This window comes from Candidatus Poriferisodalis sp. (assembly GCF_965221945.1).
Lineage (GTDB): Bacteria > Actinomycetota > Acidimicrobiia > Acidimicrobiales > Poriferisodalaceae > Poriferisodalis.
In genome coordinates this window covers 3,239,149-3,258,992 of the sequence record NZ_OZ244925.1, presented here as the reverse complement: position 1 = coordinate 3,258,992, position 19,844 = coordinate 3,239,149, and the positions used below count along the sequence as shown (strand labels likewise).

Annotated in this window: 21 protein-coding genes, 1 tRNA gene and 2 pseudogenes; 9 read left to right on the top strand and 15 right to left on the bottom strand. The window is 66.6% G+C overall.

Annotated elements, in window-relative coordinates:
• Window positions 1-4: 4 nt before the first annotated feature.
• From ACOQPH_RS15365 to ACOQPH_RS15315, 11 genes and pseudogenes are all read right to left on the bottom strand, one after another.
• Window positions 5-700, bottom strand: coding sequence for a peptidoglycan-binding protein (locus ACOQPH_RS15365; RefSeq protein WP_420622210.1), 696 nt, complete (start codon window positions 698-700; stop codon window positions 5-7).
• A 147-nt stretch (window positions 701-847) separates the two neighbouring features.
• A pseudogene (locus tag ACOQPH_RS15360) lies at window positions 848-895 on the bottom strand (hypothetical protein); the annotation flags it as partial.
• An 86-nt stretch (window positions 896-981) separates the two neighbouring features.
• A complete protein-coding gene (gene trxA / locus ACOQPH_RS15355) occupies window positions 982-1,305 on the bottom strand; it encodes a thioredoxin (protein ID WP_420622209.1) in 324 nt (107 codons plus the stop codon).
• Window positions 1,306-1,379: 74 nt separating this feature from the next.
• A complete protein-coding gene (gene trxB, locus ACOQPH_RS15350; RefSeq protein ID WP_420622208.1) occupies window positions 1,380-2,339 on the bottom strand; it encodes a thioredoxin-disulfide reductase in 960 nt (319 codons plus the stop codon).
• Window positions 2,336-2,680, bottom strand: coding sequence for a hypothetical protein (locus ACOQPH_RS15345; RefSeq protein ID WP_420622207.1), 345 nt, complete (start codon window positions 2,678-2,680; stop codon window positions 2,336-2,338). Before ACOQPH_RS15345 ends, trxB begins: the two co-directional genes overlap by 4 nt.
• A 29-nt stretch (window positions 2,681-2,709) precedes the next feature.
• Window positions 2,710-4,197 carry a hypothetical protein gene (locus ACOQPH_RS15340; RefSeq protein ID WP_420622206.1) on the bottom strand — a complete coding sequence of 496 codons (1,488 nt, stop codon included), beginning with the start codon at window positions 4,195-4,197 and terminating at the stop codon, window positions 2,710-2,712.
• Entirely contained in the window at window positions 4,194-5,063 is an 870-nt protein-coding gene (locus ACOQPH_RS15335) for a DegV family protein (RefSeq protein ID WP_420622205.1), read from the bottom strand. Before ACOQPH_RS15335 ends, ACOQPH_RS15340 begins: the two co-directional genes overlap by 4 nt.
• A complete protein-coding gene (gene murJ / locus ACOQPH_RS15330) occupies window positions 5,060-6,847 on the bottom strand; it encodes a murein biosynthesis integral membrane protein MurJ (RefSeq protein WP_420622204.1) in 1,788 nt (595 codons plus the stop codon). The genes ACOQPH_RS15335 and murJ overlap by 4 nt, the downstream gene beginning before the upstream one ends.
• A gap of 23 nt (window positions 6,848-6,870) precedes the next feature.
• Window positions 6,871-7,353 carry a CarD family transcriptional regulator gene (locus ACOQPH_RS15325; RefSeq protein WP_419551332.1) on the bottom strand — a complete coding sequence of 161 codons (483 nt, stop codon included), beginning with the start codon at window positions 7,351-7,353 and terminating at the stop codon, window positions 6,871-6,873.
• A gap of 148 nt (window positions 7,354-7,501) precedes the next feature.
• Entirely contained in the window at window positions 7,502-7,897 is a 396-nt protein-coding gene (locus tag ACOQPH_RS15320; RefSeq protein ID WP_420622203.1) for a DUF5318 family protein, read from the bottom strand.
• Between the two features lie 40 nt (window positions 7,898-7,937).
• On the bottom strand, window positions 7,938-9,266 hold the full coding sequence (locus ACOQPH_RS15315; RefSeq protein ID WP_420622202.1) for a CCA tRNA nucleotidyltransferase: 1,329 nt from the start codon (window positions 9,264-9,266) through the stop codon (window positions 7,938-7,940).
• A gap of 319 nt (window positions 9,267-9,585) precedes the next feature.
• On the opposite strand from ACOQPH_RS15315, the gene ACOQPH_RS15310 reads away from it, so the two are divergent.
• From ACOQPH_RS15310 to ACOQPH_RS15280, 7 genes and pseudogenes are all read left to right on the top strand, one after another.
• Window positions 9,586-11,097 (top strand): transglycosylase domain-containing protein, encoded by a 1,512-nt coding sequence (locus tag ACOQPH_RS15310; protein ID WP_420622201.1) that lies wholly within the window; start codon window positions 9,586-9,588, stop codon window positions 11,095-11,097.
• Between the two features lie 272 nt (window positions 11,098-11,369).
• Complete coding sequence (gene rpsF / locus ACOQPH_RS15305) at window positions 11,370-11,705, top strand: 30S ribosomal protein S6 (protein ID WP_420622200.1); 336 nt, start codon at window positions 11,370-11,372, stop codon at window positions 11,703-11,705.
• Window positions 11,706-11,716: 11 nt separating this feature from the next.
• Window positions 11,717-12,184: a single-stranded DNA-binding protein gene (ssb, locus tag ACOQPH_RS15300; RefSeq protein ID WP_420622199.1), complete on the top strand. Its 468-nt coding sequence runs from the start codon at window positions 11,717-11,719 to the stop codon at window positions 12,182-12,184.
• A pseudogene (gene rpsR / locus ACOQPH_RS15295) lies at window positions 12,184-12,450 on the top strand (30S ribosomal protein S18); the annotation flags it as partial. The gene ssb and the pseudogene rpsR, both read left to right, overlap by 1 nt.
• A 176-nt stretch (window positions 12,451-12,626) precedes the next feature.
• On the top strand, window positions 12,627-13,076 hold the full coding sequence (gene rplI / locus ACOQPH_RS15290) for a 50S ribosomal protein L9 (RefSeq protein WP_420622198.1): 450 nt from the start codon (window positions 12,627-12,629) through the stop codon (window positions 13,074-13,076).
• 195 nt (window positions 13,077-13,271) lie between these two features.
• The gene (dnaB, locus tag ACOQPH_RS15285; RefSeq protein WP_420622197.1) at window positions 13,272-14,636 is read left to right on the top strand and encodes a replicative DNA helicase; all 1,365 of its coding nucleotides are present in this window, start codon (window positions 13,272-13,274) and stop codon (window positions 14,634-14,636) included.
• Between the two features lie 5 nt (window positions 14,637-14,641).
• Complete coding sequence (locus ACOQPH_RS15280) at window positions 14,642-14,848, top strand: hypothetical protein (RefSeq protein ID WP_420622196.1); 207 nt, start codon at window positions 14,642-14,644, stop codon at window positions 14,846-14,848.
• Window positions 14,849-14,851: 3 nt separating this feature from the next.
• Here the strand turns inward: ACOQPH_RS15280 and ACOQPH_RS15275 are convergent.
• A tRNA-Gly gene (locus ACOQPH_RS15275) sits at window positions 14,852-14,922 on the bottom strand.
• 128 nt (window positions 14,923-15,050) lie between these two features.
• Between ACOQPH_RS15275 and dcd the strand changes: the two genes are divergently transcribed.
• Window positions 15,051-15,629 carry a dCTP deaminase gene (gene dcd / locus ACOQPH_RS15270; protein ID WP_420622195.1) on the top strand — a complete coding sequence of 193 codons (579 nt, stop codon included), beginning with the start codon at window positions 15,051-15,053 and terminating at the stop codon, window positions 15,627-15,629.
• 22 nt (window positions 15,630-15,651) lie between these two features.
• On the opposite strand, the gene ACOQPH_RS15265 is transcribed toward dcd, so the two are convergent.
• Window positions 15,652-17,829 (bottom strand): heterodisulfide reductase-related iron-sulfur binding cluster, encoded by a 2,178-nt coding sequence (locus tag ACOQPH_RS15265; RefSeq protein ID WP_420622194.1) that lies wholly within the window; start codon window positions 17,827-17,829, stop codon window positions 15,652-15,654.
• A gap of 104 nt (window positions 17,830-17,933) precedes the next feature.
• Complete coding sequence (locus ACOQPH_RS15260) at window positions 17,934-18,365, bottom strand: Crp/Fnr family transcriptional regulator (RefSeq protein WP_420622193.1); 432 nt, start codon at window positions 18,363-18,365, stop codon at window positions 17,934-17,936.
• 275 nt (window positions 18,366-18,640) lie between these two features.
• Here ACOQPH_RS15260 and ACOQPH_RS15255 point away from each other — a divergent pair, with 275 nt between their 5' ends.
• On the top strand, window positions 18,641-18,994 hold the full coding sequence (locus ACOQPH_RS15255) for a P-II family nitrogen regulator (RefSeq protein ID WP_420622192.1): 354 nt from the start codon (window positions 18,641-18,643) through the stop codon (window positions 18,992-18,994).
• Window positions 18,995-19,019: 25 nt separating this feature from the next.
• Here the strand turns inward: ACOQPH_RS15255 and gpmA are convergent, their stop codons facing one another.
• Complete coding sequence (gene gpmA / locus ACOQPH_RS15250) at window positions 19,020-19,784, bottom strand: 2,3-diphosphoglycerate-dependent phosphoglycerate mutase (protein WP_420622191.1); 765 nt, start codon at window positions 19,782-19,784, stop codon at window positions 19,020-19,022.
• Window positions 19,785-19,844: the final 60 nt, after the last annotated feature.

Here is a 19,844-nt window from a genome sequence, read left to right as displayed (position 1 = left end):
GGGGCTACTCGCGTGACGCCTCGGCGACGTGCAAGTCGGCGAGCAGGTCGCGAGTCGACTGAGTAACGACGTCGGCAACCTCCCGGTTTCGCTCGAGCAAGACGTCAATCCGCTCGAACCTGCACAGCACTGCTGGCATGGCACTCTCACGCAGCATCGGGAGGCCCATGCCGTTGGTCGGGATGGCACCGAACATTGGTTCGAGCCTGTGCGCGATGTCAGCAGCGAGTTTCTGACCTGCGCGGCTCACAAAGTGACGACCCTGGAAGAAGCTGATCGAGGGAGCCGCAGGCTTCACTTCGAAACCGATGTAGACAGCTGCACCGAACCGGTTGACCTGCGCGGCTTGCGCCGACCAGTCGGGATGGTGAACGGTCAGCACCTCGGCGCCGTTGCGACCGATTTCGCGCCTCACCGACGCCGTGACCGGTTCGAGTCCGCCGGCTTCTCCCACAGCGATGCGACGTCCCGCCAGCTGGCCGCCGCCGGACTCCAGGCGCTGGGTCTCAGTGATATGCGCTACGACCGACGCGTCGCCGAGCGGACGCACCAACCGTTGCAGCGTCTGCAAGGTCTGCCCGCCGCAGACGCTGTCGCCTCCGAGACCCATGTTGAGCTGGAAGTCCGCAAGCGCTGCAGCGGTCAGTGGGCCCCAGATTCCATCGATCCGCCCGACTGTGAAACCCAGTGTGCTGAGCATGCGCTGCACTTCAGCAACGTCGTCACCGCGCAGGTGCGGGGTGCACAGGTACAGCAGGCGATCTCCGAGCCGCTGACCTGCCTCGATCAGCAGTGACCACGTCTCAGGACCGCAGATGCCGTCGATATCGATGGAGCGCTGAACCTGGAATGCCTTGACGGCCGCGGCGGTCGCCGAATCGAATGTTCCGGTGATGGGGCCATGCCAATGGCCCGTCGCGTTCAGCCGGTGCTGGAGGTCTCGTACGTGCGGACCTGCTGCGCCGATGCCGAACGGTCGGATCAGAGGAATTCGCCGATCTCAGCAAGCAGGGCGTTCTTCGGCTTGGCGCCCACGAGACGCTTTGCCGGTTCGCCGTCGGTGAACATGATGAGCGTGGGAATGCTCATCACCTGATAGCGCATCGCCAAGTCTGGACTCTCGTCGACGTTGACCTTCGCGATGCGGATGTTGTCGTTCTCAGCGGCGATTTCTTCGAGGATGGGGGCGATCATCTTGCACGGCCCGCACCATTCGGCCCAGAAGTCCACCAACACGGGGCTGTCGGCGCTGCCGACGGTCTCGTCGAATGTGCTGTCGTCCAAGGTGGAAATGCCTTCGGCCATCGCCGGCTCCTCATCTCGTGATTGCCGCGAGGCTACCTCTCGGTCTGGCTCGACGGCGGTTGGACCGGCGGTCGTCAGTGTCCTTGGGCTTCCAGCCAGCGCTCGGCGTCGATGGCCGCCTGGCATCCCGAGCCGGCGGCCGTTACCGCCTGACGGTAATAGTCGTCTTGCACGTCGCCGCAGGCAAAGACGCCGGCGATGTTGGTGCGCGCGCTGCCGGCCTCGGTCACGAGATAGCCGTTGGGCTTGAGGTCGAGCCAATCCGCGAACAACTCCGTATTCGGCTGATGTCCGATCGCGATGAACAGGCCGGTCACATCGAGCGCGGAACGCTCCTGGGTCGCAGTGTCCACCAGCGTGACGCCTGCGAGCTGCTCATCACCCCGGATCTCCACCACCTGACGATTCCACAAGAACTCGATGCGCTCGTTGGCGAACGCCCGGTCCTGCATGATCTTCGAAGCCCGCAGCCGGTCGCGCCGGTGCACGACGTACACCTTGGAGGCGAATCGGGTTAGGAACGTGGCCTCCTCGAGCGCGCTGTCGCCGCCTCCCACCACTGCAATCTCCTGTCCCCGGAAGAAAAAGCCGTCGCAGGTGGCACAGGTGGATACCCCGTGGCCGATGAGGCGTTCCTCATTCGGTAGCCCGAGCAGCAGGCTCTGCGCTCCGGTCGACACAATCACCGTGCGGCTTTGGTAGCAGTCGTCACCTACCCAGACTGAGAACGGTCGTTCGCTAAAGTCCACCTTGGTGGCCTTGGCAGTGATGAACTCGGCACCGAAGCGCTCCGCCTGGGCCCGGAAGCTCACCATCAAGTCGGGACCCATGACGCCATCGGGGAATCCGGGGTAGTTCTCCACGTCGGTGGTCAGCATGAGCTGGCCTCCTGGCTGGTCGCTGGTGGAGGACGGCTCGCCCTCGATGACGAGGGGCGCCAGTCGGGCGCGAGCGGTGTAGATGGCAGCGGTCAGGCCAGCCGGTCCGCTTCCGACGATGATGACGTCGCGCGGCTCGGCGCCGTTGCTACTCATGTCCCCCTCGCCGTGCGTGGCCGCCGCTTGGACCACGCCCATGCACCAGCGAGGCCGAACGCGCCGCTCCCAATCAGGTACGCCGACCACACCTCGCCCGGCACGACGATGTCGAGCGCTCGGATGGCCGCGATTGCCACGAGCACCAGGACGCCGACGGCTGCGGTGGCGATGACGAGGCCGTACACCAGTGCTCGGCCAGCCGTGACCAGCGGTCCGCTGGTGCGGGCGCGCACGGCCTCGACCGCGTCCACGAAGCGAGCGATCGCTGCAGCCACGTTGTCGTCGTCCGCCTCGTGAGGGTCCGCCGTCGAGCTGCGCCGCCCCCGCTTGGAGATCATCGGCGGAAGCCTACGAGAACGATTGGCCGCTAGGGCGTGACGGCATCGGTGCTGGGTGGCGCCTCGGCGGCGGCTGTGGTGTCGATTTCGATCCGGGAAATGGTCACGCGATGCCCGCCGCTGGGCAGTTCATCACCGAGATTGGTGATCCACACGAGCACGGCCGCTGCGTCGGTGGTGGGCACGTCCAGAGCGGTCGAACCTGTGATGTCCTGCGCCGCGGCCAGGGGGCGACCCCAGTCGATCAGCGTGCGATTGCGCTCGCCCGATGCGTACACCTCGAAGGACCAGCCCACGGTGGGGGAGTCGACGGCCAAGCGCTCGATCGGGCGCGGCTCGTCTCCTGCGAGCACGACAATGAGTCCGACACCGTCTTTCAGGCCGCCGAAGTCGCGCGAGCTGTAGCGCGCCGTGCTCCACCCGGTCGTCGGGTCGCCGTTATTGATGAAGATCAGCCGTTCGGGATGCTCGACCCGGTCGTCACCGGCGGGATCGAAGTCGGTGATGGATTCGAGGAGGATCGACACGCGACGGACTTGGGTCGTAGTCGGTGCGGGCACGATGGCAGGTGTGGTCTGCGGCGCGATGGTCGCGGTCGCGACCGGGGCAACCGTGACGGCCGTCGGTGCATCAGGATCCGGGACAGTGGTCTCGACTGATGGCGTGGCATCTCCGCTGCGATCAGCCGGCTGCTCGATGAGCAGCGCGATGCCAACCAGCGTCGCCGCAGCGGCCACGAGTACGCCAACAGGGGCTAGCCAGTGCCGCTCCGCCTGCCACACCGACCTGCGGTCGGTGCGCACGCCGTCGGCTATTGGCAAGTCGTCCACAATCGATCGCAGCGCGAGCAGCATCGACGGCACGTCTGGCCACGGATCCGACGCACTCATTGCCCGCGCCAGCACAGGCGCCACAACGTCAGGAATGACGGAGTCGAGCTCCCACGTCCCGTCGGGACGCCGCTGGGGCGCCGCCCCGACGATCAGGCGATGCGCGAGCACAGCGAGCGACACCAGATCGGCTCGCCGAGTGGCCGGGATCGTCACGGCGTCGTCGGTCGGCGGGCCGTTGAGAATGACCCATCCCACCTCGGCGCGCCACCCGATGTAGTCCGCGTCGACGCCGCCGTGAGCGAAGCCCGCGCTGTGCAGGACGGCCAGCGCCTCCGTCACTGCAATGACGATGCGGACTGATTCGGGCGCGGTGAGCCGTCTCGTGTCTCCGTTGGGTGCCGTGAGCTCGTCGACGAGCAATCTCGTGGGCAACTGTTCGGTGACGATCGCGAAGTGGTCTGCTTCGTCGTAGGTGTCGAGGATGTGCAAGAGGCCGTGGTGCTCCACCCGCGCAAGCGCCTTGGCCTGCAGGCGCAACCGGTGCCCGATCTCGCTGTCGGCATCGGCGCGGCGAATGGTGACGGGTCGGTTGAGCGTGCGGTCGAGCCCCGACCACGTCTCGACGGCCCCCGGCTGCAGCAGCTCGCGCCGCTCGTACCGTTCGCTCGAGGCGGTGTTGGTCACTCCTGGCGCGGAGCGGACTCTCGCTCGATGAAGACCACACCGATGGTGCCGACACCCGCGTGCGCGCCGACCACGGGGCCGATCAGCATCACCATGGGCTCAATGTCTGTGAGCGGCGCGACCCGTGCCACGAAATCGTCGATGTCAGCGCAGTCCGCATGCATCACGGCGAGCTGGGAAATGTTGGCGCTCTGCGCTGACACCAAGTCGACCAGGTGCGTGAGTGCCCGAGTGCGCGTCCGCTGCTTGCCCGCAGGTTCGACGCGGCCGTCCGTGACCGTGATCAGCGGCTTGATCGACAGCACCGAACCGAGTAGTGACTGTGCCGCGCCGATGCGGCCGCCCTTGCGCAGGTTCTCCAAGGTGTCCAGGGCGGCGTGAACGCGGACCCGCTGCGCGGCCGCGCGCACAACTTCGGCAATCTCGGCCCCGCTGGCGCCGCCCGAGGCGAGCTCCGCCGCGCCGATGACGAGCAAGCCAAGGCCTGCGCTCACGGAGCGGCTGTCGACAACGTGGCACGTGATGCCGTCGGGGGGCTGCGACGCAGCTTGCTGTGCTGCTTCGATCGTGGCGGAGAGATCGCCGCTCAGCGTGATGACGACGACCTCGCTCGCGCCGGTGTCGCCAGCGCGTTGATACGCCTCGGTGAAGGCACCGGGAGAGGGCGCGGCAGTGGACGGCAGATCATCGCTTGCCCTGCACCGTTCCCAGAAATCGGCCGTGCTCAGCTCGACGCGGTCGGTGAACGTCTGCATGCCGAACCGGATTTCCAGCGGGACGATCGTGATGCCGAGTTCTGTGGCTACGTCGTCGCTGAGGTCGCAGGAGCTGTCAGTGATGATGTGAACCGGGGCTTGCGCTGTCATTGCGTCACGCCTCCTTCGTTGTCGTCAGTAGGCGACTGAACTGTGTCGTCGCCCGTGGTGCCGCCCGCGTTGTCGTGCGGGCGCTGCCGCCGGTTCAGTACGAGTCGGGACAGTTGCGAAGTTAGTGCTTTGGCCGCGGGCAGCCGGAGTGCGAGCCCGCAGCCGAGGTGGAAACCCGCCATGACCAGCACCGCGACGGCGGCTCGCAGTACCGAGGGCAGGACCTCCAGCGCCAGCGCTGTAGGGAGGCCGACGACGAATGCCACAGCGCCCGGCACCAAATGACGGCCGAGCGCGCCCCCGAACAGCCGCTGGTTCGGCCAGTCAGCTTGCCGTGGCAGCCCAGTTCGCGCGGAACGGCGTTGCAGGAGAGCTCGGCGCAGCAATCCCAATTCGACCCAAGCGCCGACTGCTGCGCCGATGGCCAGACCCACGGCGCCTAGGCGGGCTGGCAGCGCGGGATTGGAGCGAATCTTCGAGTCCAGCAACGACCAGGTGGACTCCAGCGAGAACAGATCGATGTCGCCGAACCCGGTGAGGGCACCGTCGACGACGAGCACCCGATCCAGCGGCAGCATCAGCGCAGCGCCGATGGCCAGCGATACTGCCAGCCGGATTGCTGCGATGGTGGCGGCCGTGCGAGTGTCGCGGGCAGCAAACAGGACGTTCTGGCAGAGCCGCGAAGCAACCAACGGCACCAGACCCACTGAGTAGGCGCCGAGCACCAAGGCGATCAGGGTGATGTCGTCATTTGCGATCGCGTTGCGGAGGCCGGCCAGATTGAACACCGTGTCGGTGAGGGGTCCTCCGGCTGCGAAGTAGATCGCCACCACGCCCGAGACAGCGAAGGCAGTGGCGCACAGGCGTCGAGCTGTGCGCTCTGCAATGGCTGCGGGATCGCGGACCCGGCTCAATTCGGTCAGCTCAGCCGCGGCGATGCTGGTGCCGATCAGGCTCAACGGCAGCAGGTACAGCGTCTGTGCAGCGGCCATTGCTGCCGCTGCCCCCACGCTGAGCAACGAAGCCAGGGCGAGATCCAAGAATGCGGAGATCTGCAGCACGCCCCGTCCAGCCACCGCAGGACCGAATCGCTTGATGACACCTGCCGCCTCCCGCTCGCGCCAGCCGAAGTTCAACGCGATCTGGGGGTCTGCCCGCCAGACGCCCCGCAGCTGCACCAGGACTTGGGCGGCCGCGCCAGCGGTCACGCCCCAGGCCAGCGCTGTTGCGCGGTCAGCGCCCGCGACCCCCCACGCGAGCACGCCGACGAGTACCGCAATCTGGGTGGCGTTCCACACCACCGGCGCCACATAGGACAGGAAGAAACGTCGATGGCTGTTGAGCACGCCCAAGCACCACGCGCTCAGCACCGCCAGCGCCGTCCCGCACACCGTGATGCGCACGAGGGTGACGGTCAGCTCGAAGCGTTCACCGACAAAGCCCCAGGCGATGAGCCGCACCAACGGCCGTGCGGCGAAGATGCTGATCAGCGCTGCGGTGGCCGTGGTCGCCACCAGGAAGGTTGCGATCGCGCCGGCGAGCCTTCCCGCCGCACGCTCATCGCGTTCGGTCAGCGAGCTGTACGCCGGGACGAATGCCCCCGACAGCGCACCTTCGCCCAGAAGGTTCTGCAGGAAGTTCGGGATGCGCATCGCCGCAGCGAAGGCATCGCCGATGGTGCCGATCCCGAGGACGTTGACGATGAGCGCCGTGCGTGCGAGACCTGACAGGCGAGAGACGCCGATGCCAGCGGCAGCTGCCCCGGCGCCCTGCGGTCGGCGCATCTTCGCGCCCGTTCGCTGCCCGCTCAGCCGGCGAGCCGCAGTTCCACCTGTTGGCGAGCCTCGTCCTCAGTGACGTCCATGCTGATGGACAGCTCCGACACGAGGATCTGCCGGGACTTCTCGAGCATCGACTTCTCGCCGGCCGAGAGACCCTTGGCGTTCTCACGAAGCGCGAGGTTCCGCACCACCTCGGCGACTTGGTAGATGTCGCCGGACTTCAACTTCTCCTGGTGATTCTTGAAGCGCCGACTCCAGTTGGCCGGCTCACGCACGTCCTTCTTGGCGAGCAGCTCGAAGAGATCCTCGACGTCGTCGGTGTCGATCGGCGGCCGCATGCCGACTTCGTCTACCATGTCGGTGGGGACCTTGACGGTCAGATCGCCGTGAGCAGTCTTGAGCACCAAGTACTCGCGGGCTTCGCCGAATTCGTCGCGCTCCTCCCGGGCTGTGATCTCCGCTGCACCGTGGTGGGGGTAGATCACGCGGTCGCCAAGCTCAAACTTCATCGTCACCTGCTCCGCCGCCGGCTGCTGCGGGAGCCCGTAGAGGCCCGCGCCGGACAGCTAGAAGGATGCCAGAAACTCCCACTGCTGCCACTGCCGGGCCGGACTCACTGAGCGGACGGCATTCAGGCTGCCCGGGTGTGTCCCCTGATCAGCTGGGGCCCAGCGGATAGCGCCGGATGAGGTGGTTCCAGCCGCACTTGGGACAAACCTCCACCTCGTAGGCCACGAAGTTCCCGTTTCGCTGTGCGACGCGTTGGAGTTCTACATCCGAGAGCACGCACTTGCCCCCGCTGCCCATCCGGGGCCCGAAGACATAGCCGACGATGCGGAGGTCACCGTCGGAGCACAGTGGGCAGCTGCGGCCCAGCGGCGGTGCTGCATTGCGAGCAGCCCGCAACAGGTCGGGGTGCGCATCGCAGGCCTCGGCACGTGAGATCACTCCCGCCTCCACATCGGCAAGCAGGCGCCGCCGCCTGAGGCGGTAGTCGACCGATCCGGGAACGGCCGGAGCGGGCTCGGGTGCAATGTGAGGCTGAAGCGTCACGCGGCTCACGCTAGTGCGCGGCCTCAAATGCACCCGTCCCCTATTGCGGCCGGCGTCGATCCCATTCCGCGAGCAGCGCGCAGGCACGTTCGGAACTCAACGGGCCGTGTTCGATCTGCTGGTTGCGCAGCCATGCCAGAGCTTCACCCACCACGGGACCCGACCTCCCGAGCACCTCCATGACGCAGTGGCCGTCCACGGGGAGGCGCCTGAGGGCTTCGCCTTCGGCTGTTTGGACCTCCGCCAGCAACCTGACGAACGTCTCGCTCAGCGAGCCGTCCCAAGCGGTCACGGTGGCGGTGGCAGCGTCCAGCTGCGGGCCATGATCCGCGACCAGTCGACGCGCAACCGGTCGCCCTGTGTCGGGTCCGCCGCCACCTGACGCCGCCGCGTCGGCGGAAGCCGTCTGGAGCGCACGCGCAGCCCGCCCGATCGCGATGGCCCCCTGGATTGTCGCGCCCCTGATACGAAGCGCAGACAGGCAGCGTGCCGCGGTGGCCTCGTCGTCGCAGACGAGTCCCAGCAGGATCGCCCAGCGAATCTCGACGCGCTCGTCAAGGTCGCCGACGGCGTCGAACCCCGGAGCCGGAATGGCAGTGCCGGACTGCTGCCACGGCGGCAACAGGTCGCCCAGCAGGCCCGTGTCGTCGAGGAATCTCACTCCGGCGGACGGCCGCGGCAGCTCCAGCAGCTTGGTGAGTTCCGTTCCGATGCGCTCACGTGACACGATGGCCAACCGGGGACGCATGCCGCGGATTGCCGTGACCAATTCCTGCGTCGGGGCGAGCGCGAGCTGCGCGCTGAATCGAGCCGCCCGCAGCATCCGCAGCGGATCATCGGAGAACAGTCCCTCTGGTTCCGACGGCGTGCGCAGGACACCGTTCGCCAGATCCGCCAATCCGCCGAACGGGTCGTACAACGTCCAGCCCGGCACCTCGATGGCCATGGCGTTGACGGTGAAATCGCGCCGCCCCAGATCGGTCACGATGTCGTCGGAGAAGCGCACGTGCGGCTTACGCGAACCGCTGTCGTAGGACTCGGCTCGATGCGTGGTGATCTCGACTGCGGTGTCTTTGCGGCGCGCACCGATGGTGCCGAAGGCCTTTCCCTGTTCCCACACCGTGTCCGCCCAGTCGGCGACCAGTTGCGCGATCTGGTCGGGAATCGCGTCGGTCGTGATGTCGATGTCGCCGGTGAGCCCGTGACCGAGCAGCGTGTCACGCACAAGCCCGCCAACGAGGAAGAAGCGGTGCCCTGCGCGGGTGAAGGCCGCTGCAAGCGGACCGATCCGCCCGCTCAGCTCTCGCCGGTCATCGTCACTCAGCGCTGGTGTGCCCGGCGGGGATGCTCGGGCCGGGGTCGATCCCACCACTCCGAGGGTACAAATCGACCGCACCCATGTTGGCAACCATGTTGGCCCGCACGTTCGCTGTACTCTGCGCCGCGCGAGCGACATGGACCGCCCCAGCCCTTCTGGCACGCCCACCTCATCAGGGTCGCCGACCTCGGGCGCCCCCCCAGGAGCCGCCCGTGAGCCGGTCCGGTCGGGCCGAGGTGCTCGGGCGACGCCGGCCTCTCAGCGCTGGGCGCGGCGGCTGTTGTGGCTGATATTGGCGTTGGCGATCGCGGTCGGCGTCGGCAGTCGAGTGTTTGACAGCCTGCGGTCGCCACCTGCCCATGCGGAGGTGATGCCGAGCGTGCTGTATGACCGCTACGGCACGCCGATTGCCGAGATCGGCCCGAGCGTCGCGCACGCTTCGCTGGGCCTCGAGGACATGGCACCTGCACTTGTCGACGCCATCGTTGCGGTGATCGACCCGAGCTTCTTGGAACGCGATGGCGTCGATGCCACGTCATATGCAGCTTCGCTGCGGCGGGTCTGGGATGAGCCGGACGCTCCGGGTGACGGTGACGGTGACGGTTCCGGTTCCGGTGACGGGGTCATGCGCAGGTATCTCGACACCGTCCATGACGATGACACCGGCGCGGTCGCCGAGGCGCGCATGTTGTTGGCAGAGCTGCGCCTGGGTCGCCAGCTCAGCCGACCAGAAATCCTTGAACGCTTTGCGAACGTCGCGTACCTGGGCCGTGGCTCCTACGGCGTGCATGCCGCCGCCACTGTTTGGTACGGCGTCCCGGCGTCCGATCTCACGGTGACCCAAGCGGCCTACATCGCTTCGCTCATTGACGCTCCCTGGGGTGTCGACGCGATATCGGATCGTCCCGACGACCCGTACCGACCGGCCCGACTCGGTCGTGACCGGGTACTGGTGGCCATGTACGAGCACGGTGTTCTCACCTCCGACGAGCTGGCAGCCGGGCGATCGGTGCCGGTCGAGTCTGACGTCCGAGCGGCTGGCTCCGACGCACTGGGGGAGGCGGCTGGCGGGTACGTCCGGATGCTCGTCGCCGACGCCGGCCTCGTGACGGCGGTGGGGGAGGCGTACTTGCAGCTGGTCGAGCGGTACGGCATTCATCGGATCGTCACTGCCGGCCTGCATGTCACGACCAGCCTTGACCTGCCTGCCCAGCGTGCCGCTGTTGAGACGGTTCGCAATCAGCTCGGTCCCGCAGCCGGCGCCGACGTCGTCGTGCTGGACCGCAGCGGTGACGTGCGCGTGCTCGTGAGTATCGCTGCCGCCGGGCCGGCAAGCGACGTCGATGTTGTGTCCAGATTGCGCCCACGGCCACTCGGTGATCTCCTCGTTTCGGCCGCGAGCGCCCTGGGTCCGTGGATCGCTCCGGACATCTCCTCCGACGTCGTCCCCCAAGTTGCCGACGTCGCCCAGGTTGCAGCAGCGTTCAGCGTTGTCGCCACCGACGGGGAGGAACGCACCTCTCGGATCGTGCTGGAGGCAGGTGACGCAGCACCGAGTCGATCGCTGCGAGTCCGCGACACCGACCGTTGGCCGGTGAACCGCCGGACCGTCTTCGAGGCGGCCGTGGTCTCGCAGCTACGTGCGGACATGGACACGATCACTCTGGCGTCGGGTGTCACAGCGCTCGGCCGAGCGGGAATCTCACCGGAAACCGGCGATGCATGGTTCGCGGGGTGGACCTCCCACTACACCGCTGTGGTGCGCATCACGCTGACCCCGCCACACGAACCGGTCGATGCCGCGGAGCGGGCGAGCCAGCTGTTCGCGGCAGTGTTGGATCCCTTGCAGTACCCGCCAGGGACACCTGGAGACTCAGGCTGAACGTGGTCTCGTGGCGCCGCAGGATTGCCGCCCGGCATGAGGGGCAACGGGTCGAAGCCACAGACTCGATAGAAAATGCAGGTGTGATCGACGAGCGCCGGGCCTAGCGTTGCGAGCGCACCACGGGCACTGCGTGCCCGTTCGGCCACAGGCGTCAGTGACGCTTGCCGCAAGTCCGCTCATTGGGGCCGGGCTCGCAAGGTGGGTGCATCAACCAGTCCCTGCCCCGAAAGGGGCCCCGCCCCGGCGGGTCCACAGGAGGTCGCCCCCAATTGCGCGCGTACGAGCTAATGGTCATCTGCGATGGTGACCTGGAAAACGCTGAAGCCCGCAAGGCCATGGATGATGTCCAAGGCCGGATTTCGGAGATCGGCGAGGTCGCCTCGTTCGACTTCTGGGGTCTGCGCGATTTTGCGTACGAGATCAACCACAAGACACGCGGCTATTACTCGGTCATCGAGCTGCGGGCTGAGCCCGGAGCGATGGACCCGGTAGAGCGATACCTGCGGATCGCGGACGAAGTCGTCCGCCACAAGCTCATCCGACTCCCCGACGACGAAGCGCAGCGACGCGGATTGATCGACGCGGGGTCGGCCAACAGCCACTAAGCGGAGGCGTCATGGCTGACAACACCATCACCGTGGTGGGAAATCTCACCCGCGATCCCGAACTTCGATTCACCCAGACCGGCCGCGCCCGGGCAGTGCTCGGCATGGCCGTGAACCGGCGGTGGATGAACCGCCAGACCAACGACTGGGAGGAGCAAGTCAGCTTCTTCAACGTCGTCTGCTGGGCCGAACTTGCCGAGAACGTCAGCGAGTCTCTGGCCAAGGGCAACCGCGTGGTCGTCACCGGTCGGCTCGAGCAGCGCAGCTGGGAGACACCGGACGGCGAGCAGCGCAGCGTCGTCGAGATCGTCGCCGACGAGATTGCACCATCGCTGCGCTGGGCGACTGCCGAAATCACACGAATCCCACGGGGACCGGCAGGCGAAGCTGGCGGAACCCGCGAACGCCGCGGCGGCGCCCCCGCTTCGGAGGCCAGCGACAGGCCACCGCAGCACTCACCTGAGGAGGAGCCCTTCTAATGCCGCCACGCAAGCGAACCGGTCGAGCGCGCACCAAGGATCTGCGCAATCGTCCGCGCCGGCGCAAGATCAGCCCGCTCACGACGTCTGGTGCGACCTACGTCGACTACAAGGACGCCGAACTGCTCCGGTCCTTCATCTCGGAGCGAGCCAAGATCCGCGCCCAGCGAGTCTCTGGGAACAATCGCCAGCAGCAGCGCGAGGTGGCGCGTGCCATCAAGACCGCTCGGGAGATGGCGTTGATCGAGTACGCGCGCCGGCCGATGACGCAGCGACGCGGTGACAAGCGACGCGGTCAACGCTCGGGCGACGACCGCCAGCCGCCCCCCGACCGGGCAGATGGGCCTGTGGACGACGAGCAGGAAGACCACGACAACGGGGTTGCAGAGCTCCTCGACGACGTCGTTGAACAACTGCCAGCGGCGGTTGACGGAGAGCAAGCATGAAGGTCGTGCTGCGCAGCGACGTCGACGGTGTCGGCACCGCAGGTTCTGTCATCGACGTCGCCGACGGGTTCGCCCGGAATCACCTGATACCTCGTGGGCTGGCCTTGCGAGCGACGGATGGCACTGTCAGCCAGGCTGCTGCCATGGCTCGGGCACGCTCGGTGCGTGACCTGCGCGACCGCGAGACGGCCGAGCGTGTCGCACAGCAGCTAGCCGCGGACGGTGTGACGATCGCTGCCCGGGCGGGATCGGGTTCGTACCTGTACGGATCGGTCACCACCAGCGAAATTGCCGTTGCGATGACTGCCCGTACGGGCGTCGAGGTCGATCGGCGCAAGCTGACGCTGCCCGCGCCGATCCGGACCGTGGGTTCGCACGAAGTCTCGGCGCAGTTGCATCCCGCGGTGGCGTTCACGTTCAACGTCGAGGTCGTCGCGCTCAGCTAGCGCTGCGCCGGCTGGTTCCTCCGACAAGGGGTTCGCCAGTCTTGGCGTCACACCCCCTCTGTTTGATGGGGGTGTGATCTCATCGGGTGCGCAGGGCATGTGGACAAGCGGCTGTTTGTCCACACCTTGGGGCCGAGATTTCCACCGGAAGTGGGACTGTCGGTCCCCAGGCAGTGCGCGAGAGAGTCACTGGCAATGAGTCTCACCGAGCTGCAGATCGATGTCGCGCGCCGACCGGGCGGGCGGGTCCCGCCGCAGAACGTCGATGCTGAGGAGTCCGTGCTCGGCGCGATGCTGCTCTCGAGCGATGCCATCGGCGCTGCGGTCGAGCGCCTCGGTGCCGACCATTTCTACGTGCCGGCGAACGGTCTCGTCTTCGAGGCGATCGAGGCGCTCTATGTCACCTCCGAGCCTGTCGACTGCCTGACCGTCGCCGATCAGCTCGAACGCACCGGCAACCTCGCCGCCGCCGGCGGCCCCGAGCGCCTGCTGACACTCGAAGCGGCAACGCCGACGCTGACCCACGTCGACCGTTACGCGCGCATCGTGGAGGACACAGCACTTCTACGGCGCCTGATCGCTGTCTCATCGGAAATTTCCGAATTGGCCTACAGCCGGCCCGGTGACACAGCCGCGGCCATCGATCAAGCGGAATCCTTGGTGTTCAGCGTGGCCGAGCGCCGCATCATCGACTCCACCCAGTCGTTGCACGACTTGTTGGACGAGAGCCTGGATCGGCTGGAGGAACTGTACGAACGGGGCGATGCATTCTCCGGCCTGGCGACCGGTTTCAACTCGCTGGACCGCATTCTGGCTGGCATCCAGCCGTCGTCATTGGTGGTCGTGGGCGGCCGGCCCTCGATGGGCAAGACAGCGTTCGCACTGACGATGGCTTCCAGCGTGGCTCTCGAACTGCAGGAGCCAGTGCTGCTGTTCTCGCTGGAGATGAACCATGCCGAGCTGACGGGCCGGCTGTTGGCCTCCGATGCCCGCGTCGATGCCACCCGCGTGCGTACGGGCCAGCTGCGCGCCGAGGAGTGGAACCGCATCACGCGCAGCGTGGGCCGCTTGGGCGACGCGCAGATGTGGATCGACGACAACCCGAACGTGACCGTCACCGAGATCCGTGCCAAGGCCCGCCGGCTGCGCAGCCGCCTGGGCGGCTTGGGACTCATCGTGGTCGACTACCTGCAACTCATGAGCGGCCGAGCGAACGCCGAGAACCGCCAAGTGGAGATTGCAGAGATCTCACGCGGCTTGAAGATCCTGGCCCGAGAGCTCGAGACGCCGATCGTGGCGCTCTCGCAGCTGAGCCGCAACCTGGAATCCCGCGGCGACAAGCGGCCGATGCTGTCTGACCTGCGCGAATCAGGCTCGATCGAGCAGGACGCCGACATCGTGATGTTCATCTACCGCGACGAGGTCTACAACGAAGAAACCGCTGAGCGAGGCATGGCCGAGATCATCGTTGCGAAGCACCGCAACGGACCGACGGGCACGGCGCGGTTGGCGTTCATGCCGCAGTACACGCTCTTTGCCGACATGGCCCACGAGAACTGAACACCGTGTTTCTTGGCGAAGATCTCATCCCGTACCTGGTCTTGGCGTTGGGTGGCGCGCTGTTCGTCGGCAACGTGGCAGCCATGGCGCGGCCGCGGCGTGCCGGCGAAGGAGGAGAGCTGGTACGAGCGCCCGCGCGACGCGCCGTGCCGCTCGCGCTCGTGGGACTCGTCGCGGCCATCTGGGGGCTCGCGACCCTCCTGTGGGGGTGAGTGAGCGGGTGAGGGGAATCGAACCCCCATTATCAGCTTGGGAAGCTGAAGTTCTGCCATTGAACTACACCCGCGGACCGACGCAAGAGCCTATTCAGTACGGGCATCTTGACGGGCGTCCTGAAGGGCTCGGCGGCGCTAGCGTCGCCCGTCGGCCCACCGCAGGAGTGGCGCCGGGAGCGTGCGGCAGAGGGGGACTGCGGTGATCCTGTCGGACCGGAGCATCCGTGAAGCCTTGAAGACCGGCCGCATCGTCATTGAACCGCTGGGCGATGCAGCAGTGCAGCCCTCATCGGTGGACCTGCGGCTGGATGCCAGCTTCCGGGTCTTCCGCAACCACACTCGCCGGGTCATCGACGTCATCGAGGACCAGACGGACCTGACCGAGGAGGTCGAAGTCGCCGCGGGTGACGCGTTCATCCTCCATCCCGGCGAGTTCGCGCTGGGCTCCACCCTCGAGCGGGTGGCGGTGCCAGACGACCTCGTCGGGCGCATCGAAGGCAAGTCGTCACTCGGGCGTCTCGGCCTGCTCATTCACACCACAGCGGGATTCGTCGATCCTGGCTGGGACGGCTACCTGACCCTCGAATTGTCAAACGTGGCCAACCTTCCGATCACGCTGTACCCCAGCATGAAGATCTGCCAGATCAGCTTCATGGAGATGACCACACCGGCCGAGCACCCATACGGCGCCGAGCTGCTGGGGTCCAAGTACCGGGGCCAACGCGGCCCGACCCCCAGCCGTTACCACGAGAACTTCCACTCTCGTCGCCTGTTGTAAGCGTTGGCGGACGCCGCGGGGCTCAGCCCTCGCCGGCTTCGAGGGCGTCGATGAGGTGGATGGAGATGTCGGCGACCTTGACCTGGTCGTCTTCGACCCCGTGACCCTTCACTCCGTCGTCGATCATGATGAAGCAGAACGGGCACGCCGTCGCGATGCGATCGGCGCCGGTGTCGAGCAGTTCGCGCGAGCGCTCGTCGTTCACCTTGGTGCCGATGGTCTCCTCCATCCACATGCGAGCGCCGCCCGCACCGCAGCACATGCCGTTGGTGCCGTTGCGGGGTGCTTCCACGATCTCGACGCCGCTCAGGCTGCCGATGACATTGCGGGGTGCCAGATAGATGTCGTTGTGGCGGCCCAGGTAGCACGAGTCGTGGTAGACGATCCGCTCGTCCAGCCGCGCACCTGAGAGGTCCAAGCGGCCGTCGGCGACGAGCTGCTCCAGGAATTGCGCGTGGTGGATGACCTCCCAGCTGCCGCCGTATTGCGGGTACTCGTTTCGCAGGGTGTTGAAGCAGTGCGGGCACTGCGTGATGATCTTGCGGACGCCCATGCCGTTGAGCGCAGCGATGTTCTCCGATGCGAGCATCTGGAAGAGATACTCGTTGCCGGACCGCCGGGCGCTGTCGCCAGTGCAGTTCTCGCCCGGCCCCAGGATGGCGAAGTCGACCCCGGCGCGATTCAGCAGCTTCGCCGTGGCCACCGAAACGCGACGGTTCTTGTCGTCGAATGATCCTGCGCAGCCGACCCAGTACAGGTATTCGTGGTCGAACGCGTCGTCGGGATTGACCACCTCGACGTCGAGCCCATCGGCCCAGTCAGCCCGCCCGCCATTGTTCAGGTTCCACGGATTGGCGTTGTTCTCCATGCCGCGGAACGCGCTGCCCAGCTCGGCGGGGAAGTCGCTTTCCATCAGCGTGAGGTAGCGCCGCATGTCGAGGATCTTGTCCAGGATCTCGATATTCACCGGGCAGGCCTCGTCGCACGCCCGACACGTCGTGCACGCCCAGAGTTCGTCATGGGTGATCCGCTCGAACATCGAATCGGCTGACACCGTGATCTCGGCATCGGTGCCGATGGGCGGCGTCACCGTGCCGTGAGAGCCAGTTGCCGCCATGATCTCGCCGGTCTTGAGCACGATCTCGCGGGGATCGAGCGGCTTGCCCGTGGCGTGAGCCGGACAGACGGCGGTGCATCGGCCGCACATGGTGCACGCGTCGGTGTCGAGCAGCTGCTTCCACGTGAACTCGTTGATCACCGACACACCGATGGTCTCGATGTCTTCGGCCTCCATGAGGTCGGGGACCATGCGCATGGCGCCCTTGGGCCGCTCGCGGTCGCGCAGGTACATGTTGAGCGGCGACGTGAACATGTGTCGCAGCATGGTGATGGGCAGCATCGCCAGGAACGCCATGAAGCAGCCCACGTGGGCGATCCACAGAGCTTGGTGCCACCCGGCGATGGGGCCGATGCTCTCGAATGCCGCCGACAGCGGGTAGCCGATGAACGACCACTGCTCGTAGGCGGGCCGGCCGTCGAGGACGATCCGCATGGCCTCGGCCACGAACCCGGTTGCGCCCAGCCCAGCGAGCACAATCAGAATGACCATGTGCTCGGGCCGGGACTTGATCCGGATGCGATACGGCCGAGCCGCGTACCGGCGAACGATCGCCCACACCGCGCCCACCAAGAAGATCAGCCCGGCCAGATCGCCGACGAAGCTGAATCCTTGGTACGTGGGGCCGACGAGGAACTTGGCCGCCGTGGGCAGCTGGTGATTGATCTCGAGCGTGGTGGTGACGGCCAGCAGCACGAGGAAGCCGTAGTAGAGCAGCGCGTGCATGACGCCTGCCGCCGGGTCGCGCAGCAGCGTCTGCATGAGCACGCCGCCGCGGTAGTCATGCAGTCGACGGCGGGCGTTGGCCACCGTGGTGGAGCGACGGTCGGGTGCGCCGCGCTGCCAGTTCCGCGTGCGCTGCGCGAAGTTCCACGCCCCGTAGATGATCAGCACACACGTCAAGACGTAGAACGCGAACTTGACCCCGCCCGGCACGTTGCCGAACACCTCGCGATGCGCGGCGTCGGTGTCTTCGTGGAATCCAAGGGTTGCCGCCGCAATGCCCGAGGCAGCGGTGATCGCAGCGAATGCGATGCCGATGCCCAGCACGAGCTGGTGCGGCCGGAGGGGTGGCTTGCTCACACTGGCGAAGCTAGTTGACGTCCCCGCGGGTACCGGGAGCCATAGACGCCTGCGGCGTCGAAGAACTCACGAGGCCGCAAGAACGCTGTGAATACTGGGGCGGCTCAGCCGTAGAGTTTGCGGTTTGCCTTGCGCAGGCGGGCAGCGAGCTCCGACAGCAGCTTGTGCGCAACCGACGGGGCGCTGTCGATGATGCCCTTCAGCGCTCGGCGCGACAGCATGATCGTCTCCATGTCGGTGGCAGCCACTACCGATGCAGTGCGCGGACCGTCGTCGAACAGCGCCATCTCTCCGATGGTCTCGCCTTCGCCAATCTCGGCAACCTTCCGACCGTTGCGGCGAACCACAGCGGTGCCGTGCACGATTACGTAGGCATAGCTGGCAGCGGCACCGCCGCTGCCCTCCTCGACAATGTTGTCGCCGGCGGTGTAGTCGACCTGCTCGGCGGCACGTGCGATGTGCTGGAGTTCCTTCTTGCTGCAGTCGGAGAACAGATCGATCTCACGCAGACTCTCCACACGATTCGCCACAGACATATCCCGCTCCTTGCCAGAGTGGCCGATTGCGCCAGGACCCTTAGGCCCTGCAAGCGCCGGACCGTAGCACTCGCCCGGCCCCCACGACGCGCCAGAGGTTAGCGCTTGCGTCCCAAGTTCAAAGGAAAGCCTCGCCACGATTCTGGTTGGTATCGGGTCTGACGTTGGGGATTGCTTGCGCATGCGGGCTGTTGAACAGGTTGCGTGCAATCGGGCACGCGGCGTGCGACCCTTGGGGTAGACGGCCCAACCGAAGGGCGCAGTCGGGAGGGCCAATGGTTGAGGCGTCGGTCGCAATGGTGACGGCAGTCATCAAGCCGCACCGTCTGGAGATGGTGCTCGAGGCACTTCGGGATCTCGACATCACAGGACTTACGGCATCAGAAGTACGGGGTTTCGGCCGTCAGGGCGGGCACACCGAGACCTATCGGGGCACCGAGTACCACGTCGACTTCATTCCGAAAGTTCGGATCGAGGTGCTTGTTGCCACCGAACTGGCGGAGCGGGTCGTGGATGCCATCGTGGAATCCACCCGTACCGAGCGCATCGGCGACGGCAAAGTGTGGGTCACCTCGGTGAACGGGGTCGTGCGCATTCGCACCGGTGAACGGGGCATCGACGCCCTCTAGCGGTGATAACTGGGGACGTTGCCGCTTAGCGCAGGTAGCGGTCTTCGACCGAGCACACTGTCGTGACCTTGAGGTCGGCGCCGAGTTCGTACACCAGAGGAACCCCGGTTGGGATGTTGAGTTCGGCGATCTCGGCGTCGCCGATCCCGTCGAGGTGCTTGACCAGAGCCCGCAGGCTGTTGCCATGGGCGGCCACGAGCACGGTGTGTCCCGACTGCAGGTCGGGGGCGATGCCGTCGTACCAGTAGGGCAGCAACCGCTTCACGACGTCGGCGAGGCACTCGGTGCGCGGCACGTCGCCCGCAGCCAAGCCTGCGTAGCGCGGGTCGCCGGCGACATCGAATTCATGGCCGGCGGGCATCGGCGGGGGAGGCACGTCGTAACTGCGGCGCCAGAGATGGACTTGGTCGGCGCCATGCCGAGTCGCCATCTCTGACTTGTTCAGCCCCGTGAGCGCTCCGTAGTGCCGCTCATTCAGGCGCCAATGACGACGTACCGGCAGCCAGCCTCGGCCCATCACGTCGAGCGTCGTATTGGCGGTCTGGATGGCGCGCCGCAAGAGCGATGTGTGGACGACGTCGGGCTCGATGCCAGCTGACGCGAGCGCGGCACCGGCGGCGCAAGCCTCGGCCTGGCCTTCGTCGGTCAAACCGACATCCCACCAGCCGGTAAAGCGGTTCTCGAGGTTCCAAGCGCTCTGGCCGTGGCGCACGAGCACGAGCGTGTGCGTGAGGGCGCCCGGTCCGCGTGAGGCGTGCTGATCGACGGGTTCGCCGGGTGCCGATGCCATGGGCGTGCACGGTAGCCCGCAGCCGTGTCCAGGGAAATGCCCTGACGCGACGCTCCTCGG

Coding starts and splice junctions, on each gene's coding strand:
- ACOQPH_RS15365 (WP_420622210.1), bottom strand. CDS start 700: ATGCTCAGCACACTGGGTTTCACAGTCGGGCGGATCGATGGAATCTGG.
- trxA (WP_420622209.1), bottom strand. CDS start 1,305: ATGGCCGAAGGCATTTCCACCTTGGACGACAGCACATTCGACGAGACC.
- trxB (WP_420622208.1), bottom strand. CDS start 2,339: ATGAGTAGCAACGGCGCCGAGCCGCGCGACGTCATCATCGTCGGAAGC.
- ACOQPH_RS15345 (WP_420622207.1), bottom strand. CDS start 2,680: ATGATCTCCAAGCGGGGGCGGCGCAGCTCGACGGCGGACCCTCACGAG.
- ACOQPH_RS15335 (WP_420622205.1), bottom strand. CDS start 5,063: ATGACAGCGCAAGCCCCGGTTCACATCATCACTGACAGCTCCTGCGAC.
- murJ (WP_420622204.1), bottom strand. CDS start 6,847: ATGCGCCGACCGCAGGGCGCCGGGGCAGCTGCCGCTGGCATCGGCGTC.
- ACOQPH_RS15325 (WP_419551332.1), bottom strand. CDS start 7,353: ATGAAGTTTGAGCTTGGCGACCGCGTGATCTACCCCCACCACGGTGCA.
- ACOQPH_RS15310 (WP_420622201.1), top strand. CDS start 9,586: ATGCCGAGCGTGCTGTATGACCGCTACGGCACGCCGATTGCCGAGATC.
- ssb (WP_420622199.1), top strand. CDS start 11,717: ATGGCTGACAACACCATCACCGTGGTGGGAAATCTCACCCGCGATCCC.
- rplI (WP_420622198.1), top strand. CDS start 12,627: ATGAAGGTCGTGCTGCGCAGCGACGTCGACGGTGTCGGCACCGCAGGT.
- dnaB (WP_420622197.1), top strand. CDS start 13,272: ATGAGTCTCACCGAGCTGCAGATCGATGTCGCGCGCCGACCGGGCGGG.
- ACOQPH_RS15260 (WP_420622193.1), bottom strand. CDS start 18,365: ATGTCTGTGGCGAATCGTGTGGAGAGTCTGCGTGAGATCGATCTGTTC.
- ACOQPH_RS15255 (WP_420622192.1), top strand. CDS start 18,641: ATGGTTGAGGCGTCGGTCGCAATGGTGACGGCAGTCATCAAGCCGCAC.
- gpmA (WP_420622191.1), bottom strand. CDS start 19,784: ATGGCATCGGCACCCGGCGAACCCGTCGATCAGCACGCCTCACGCGGA.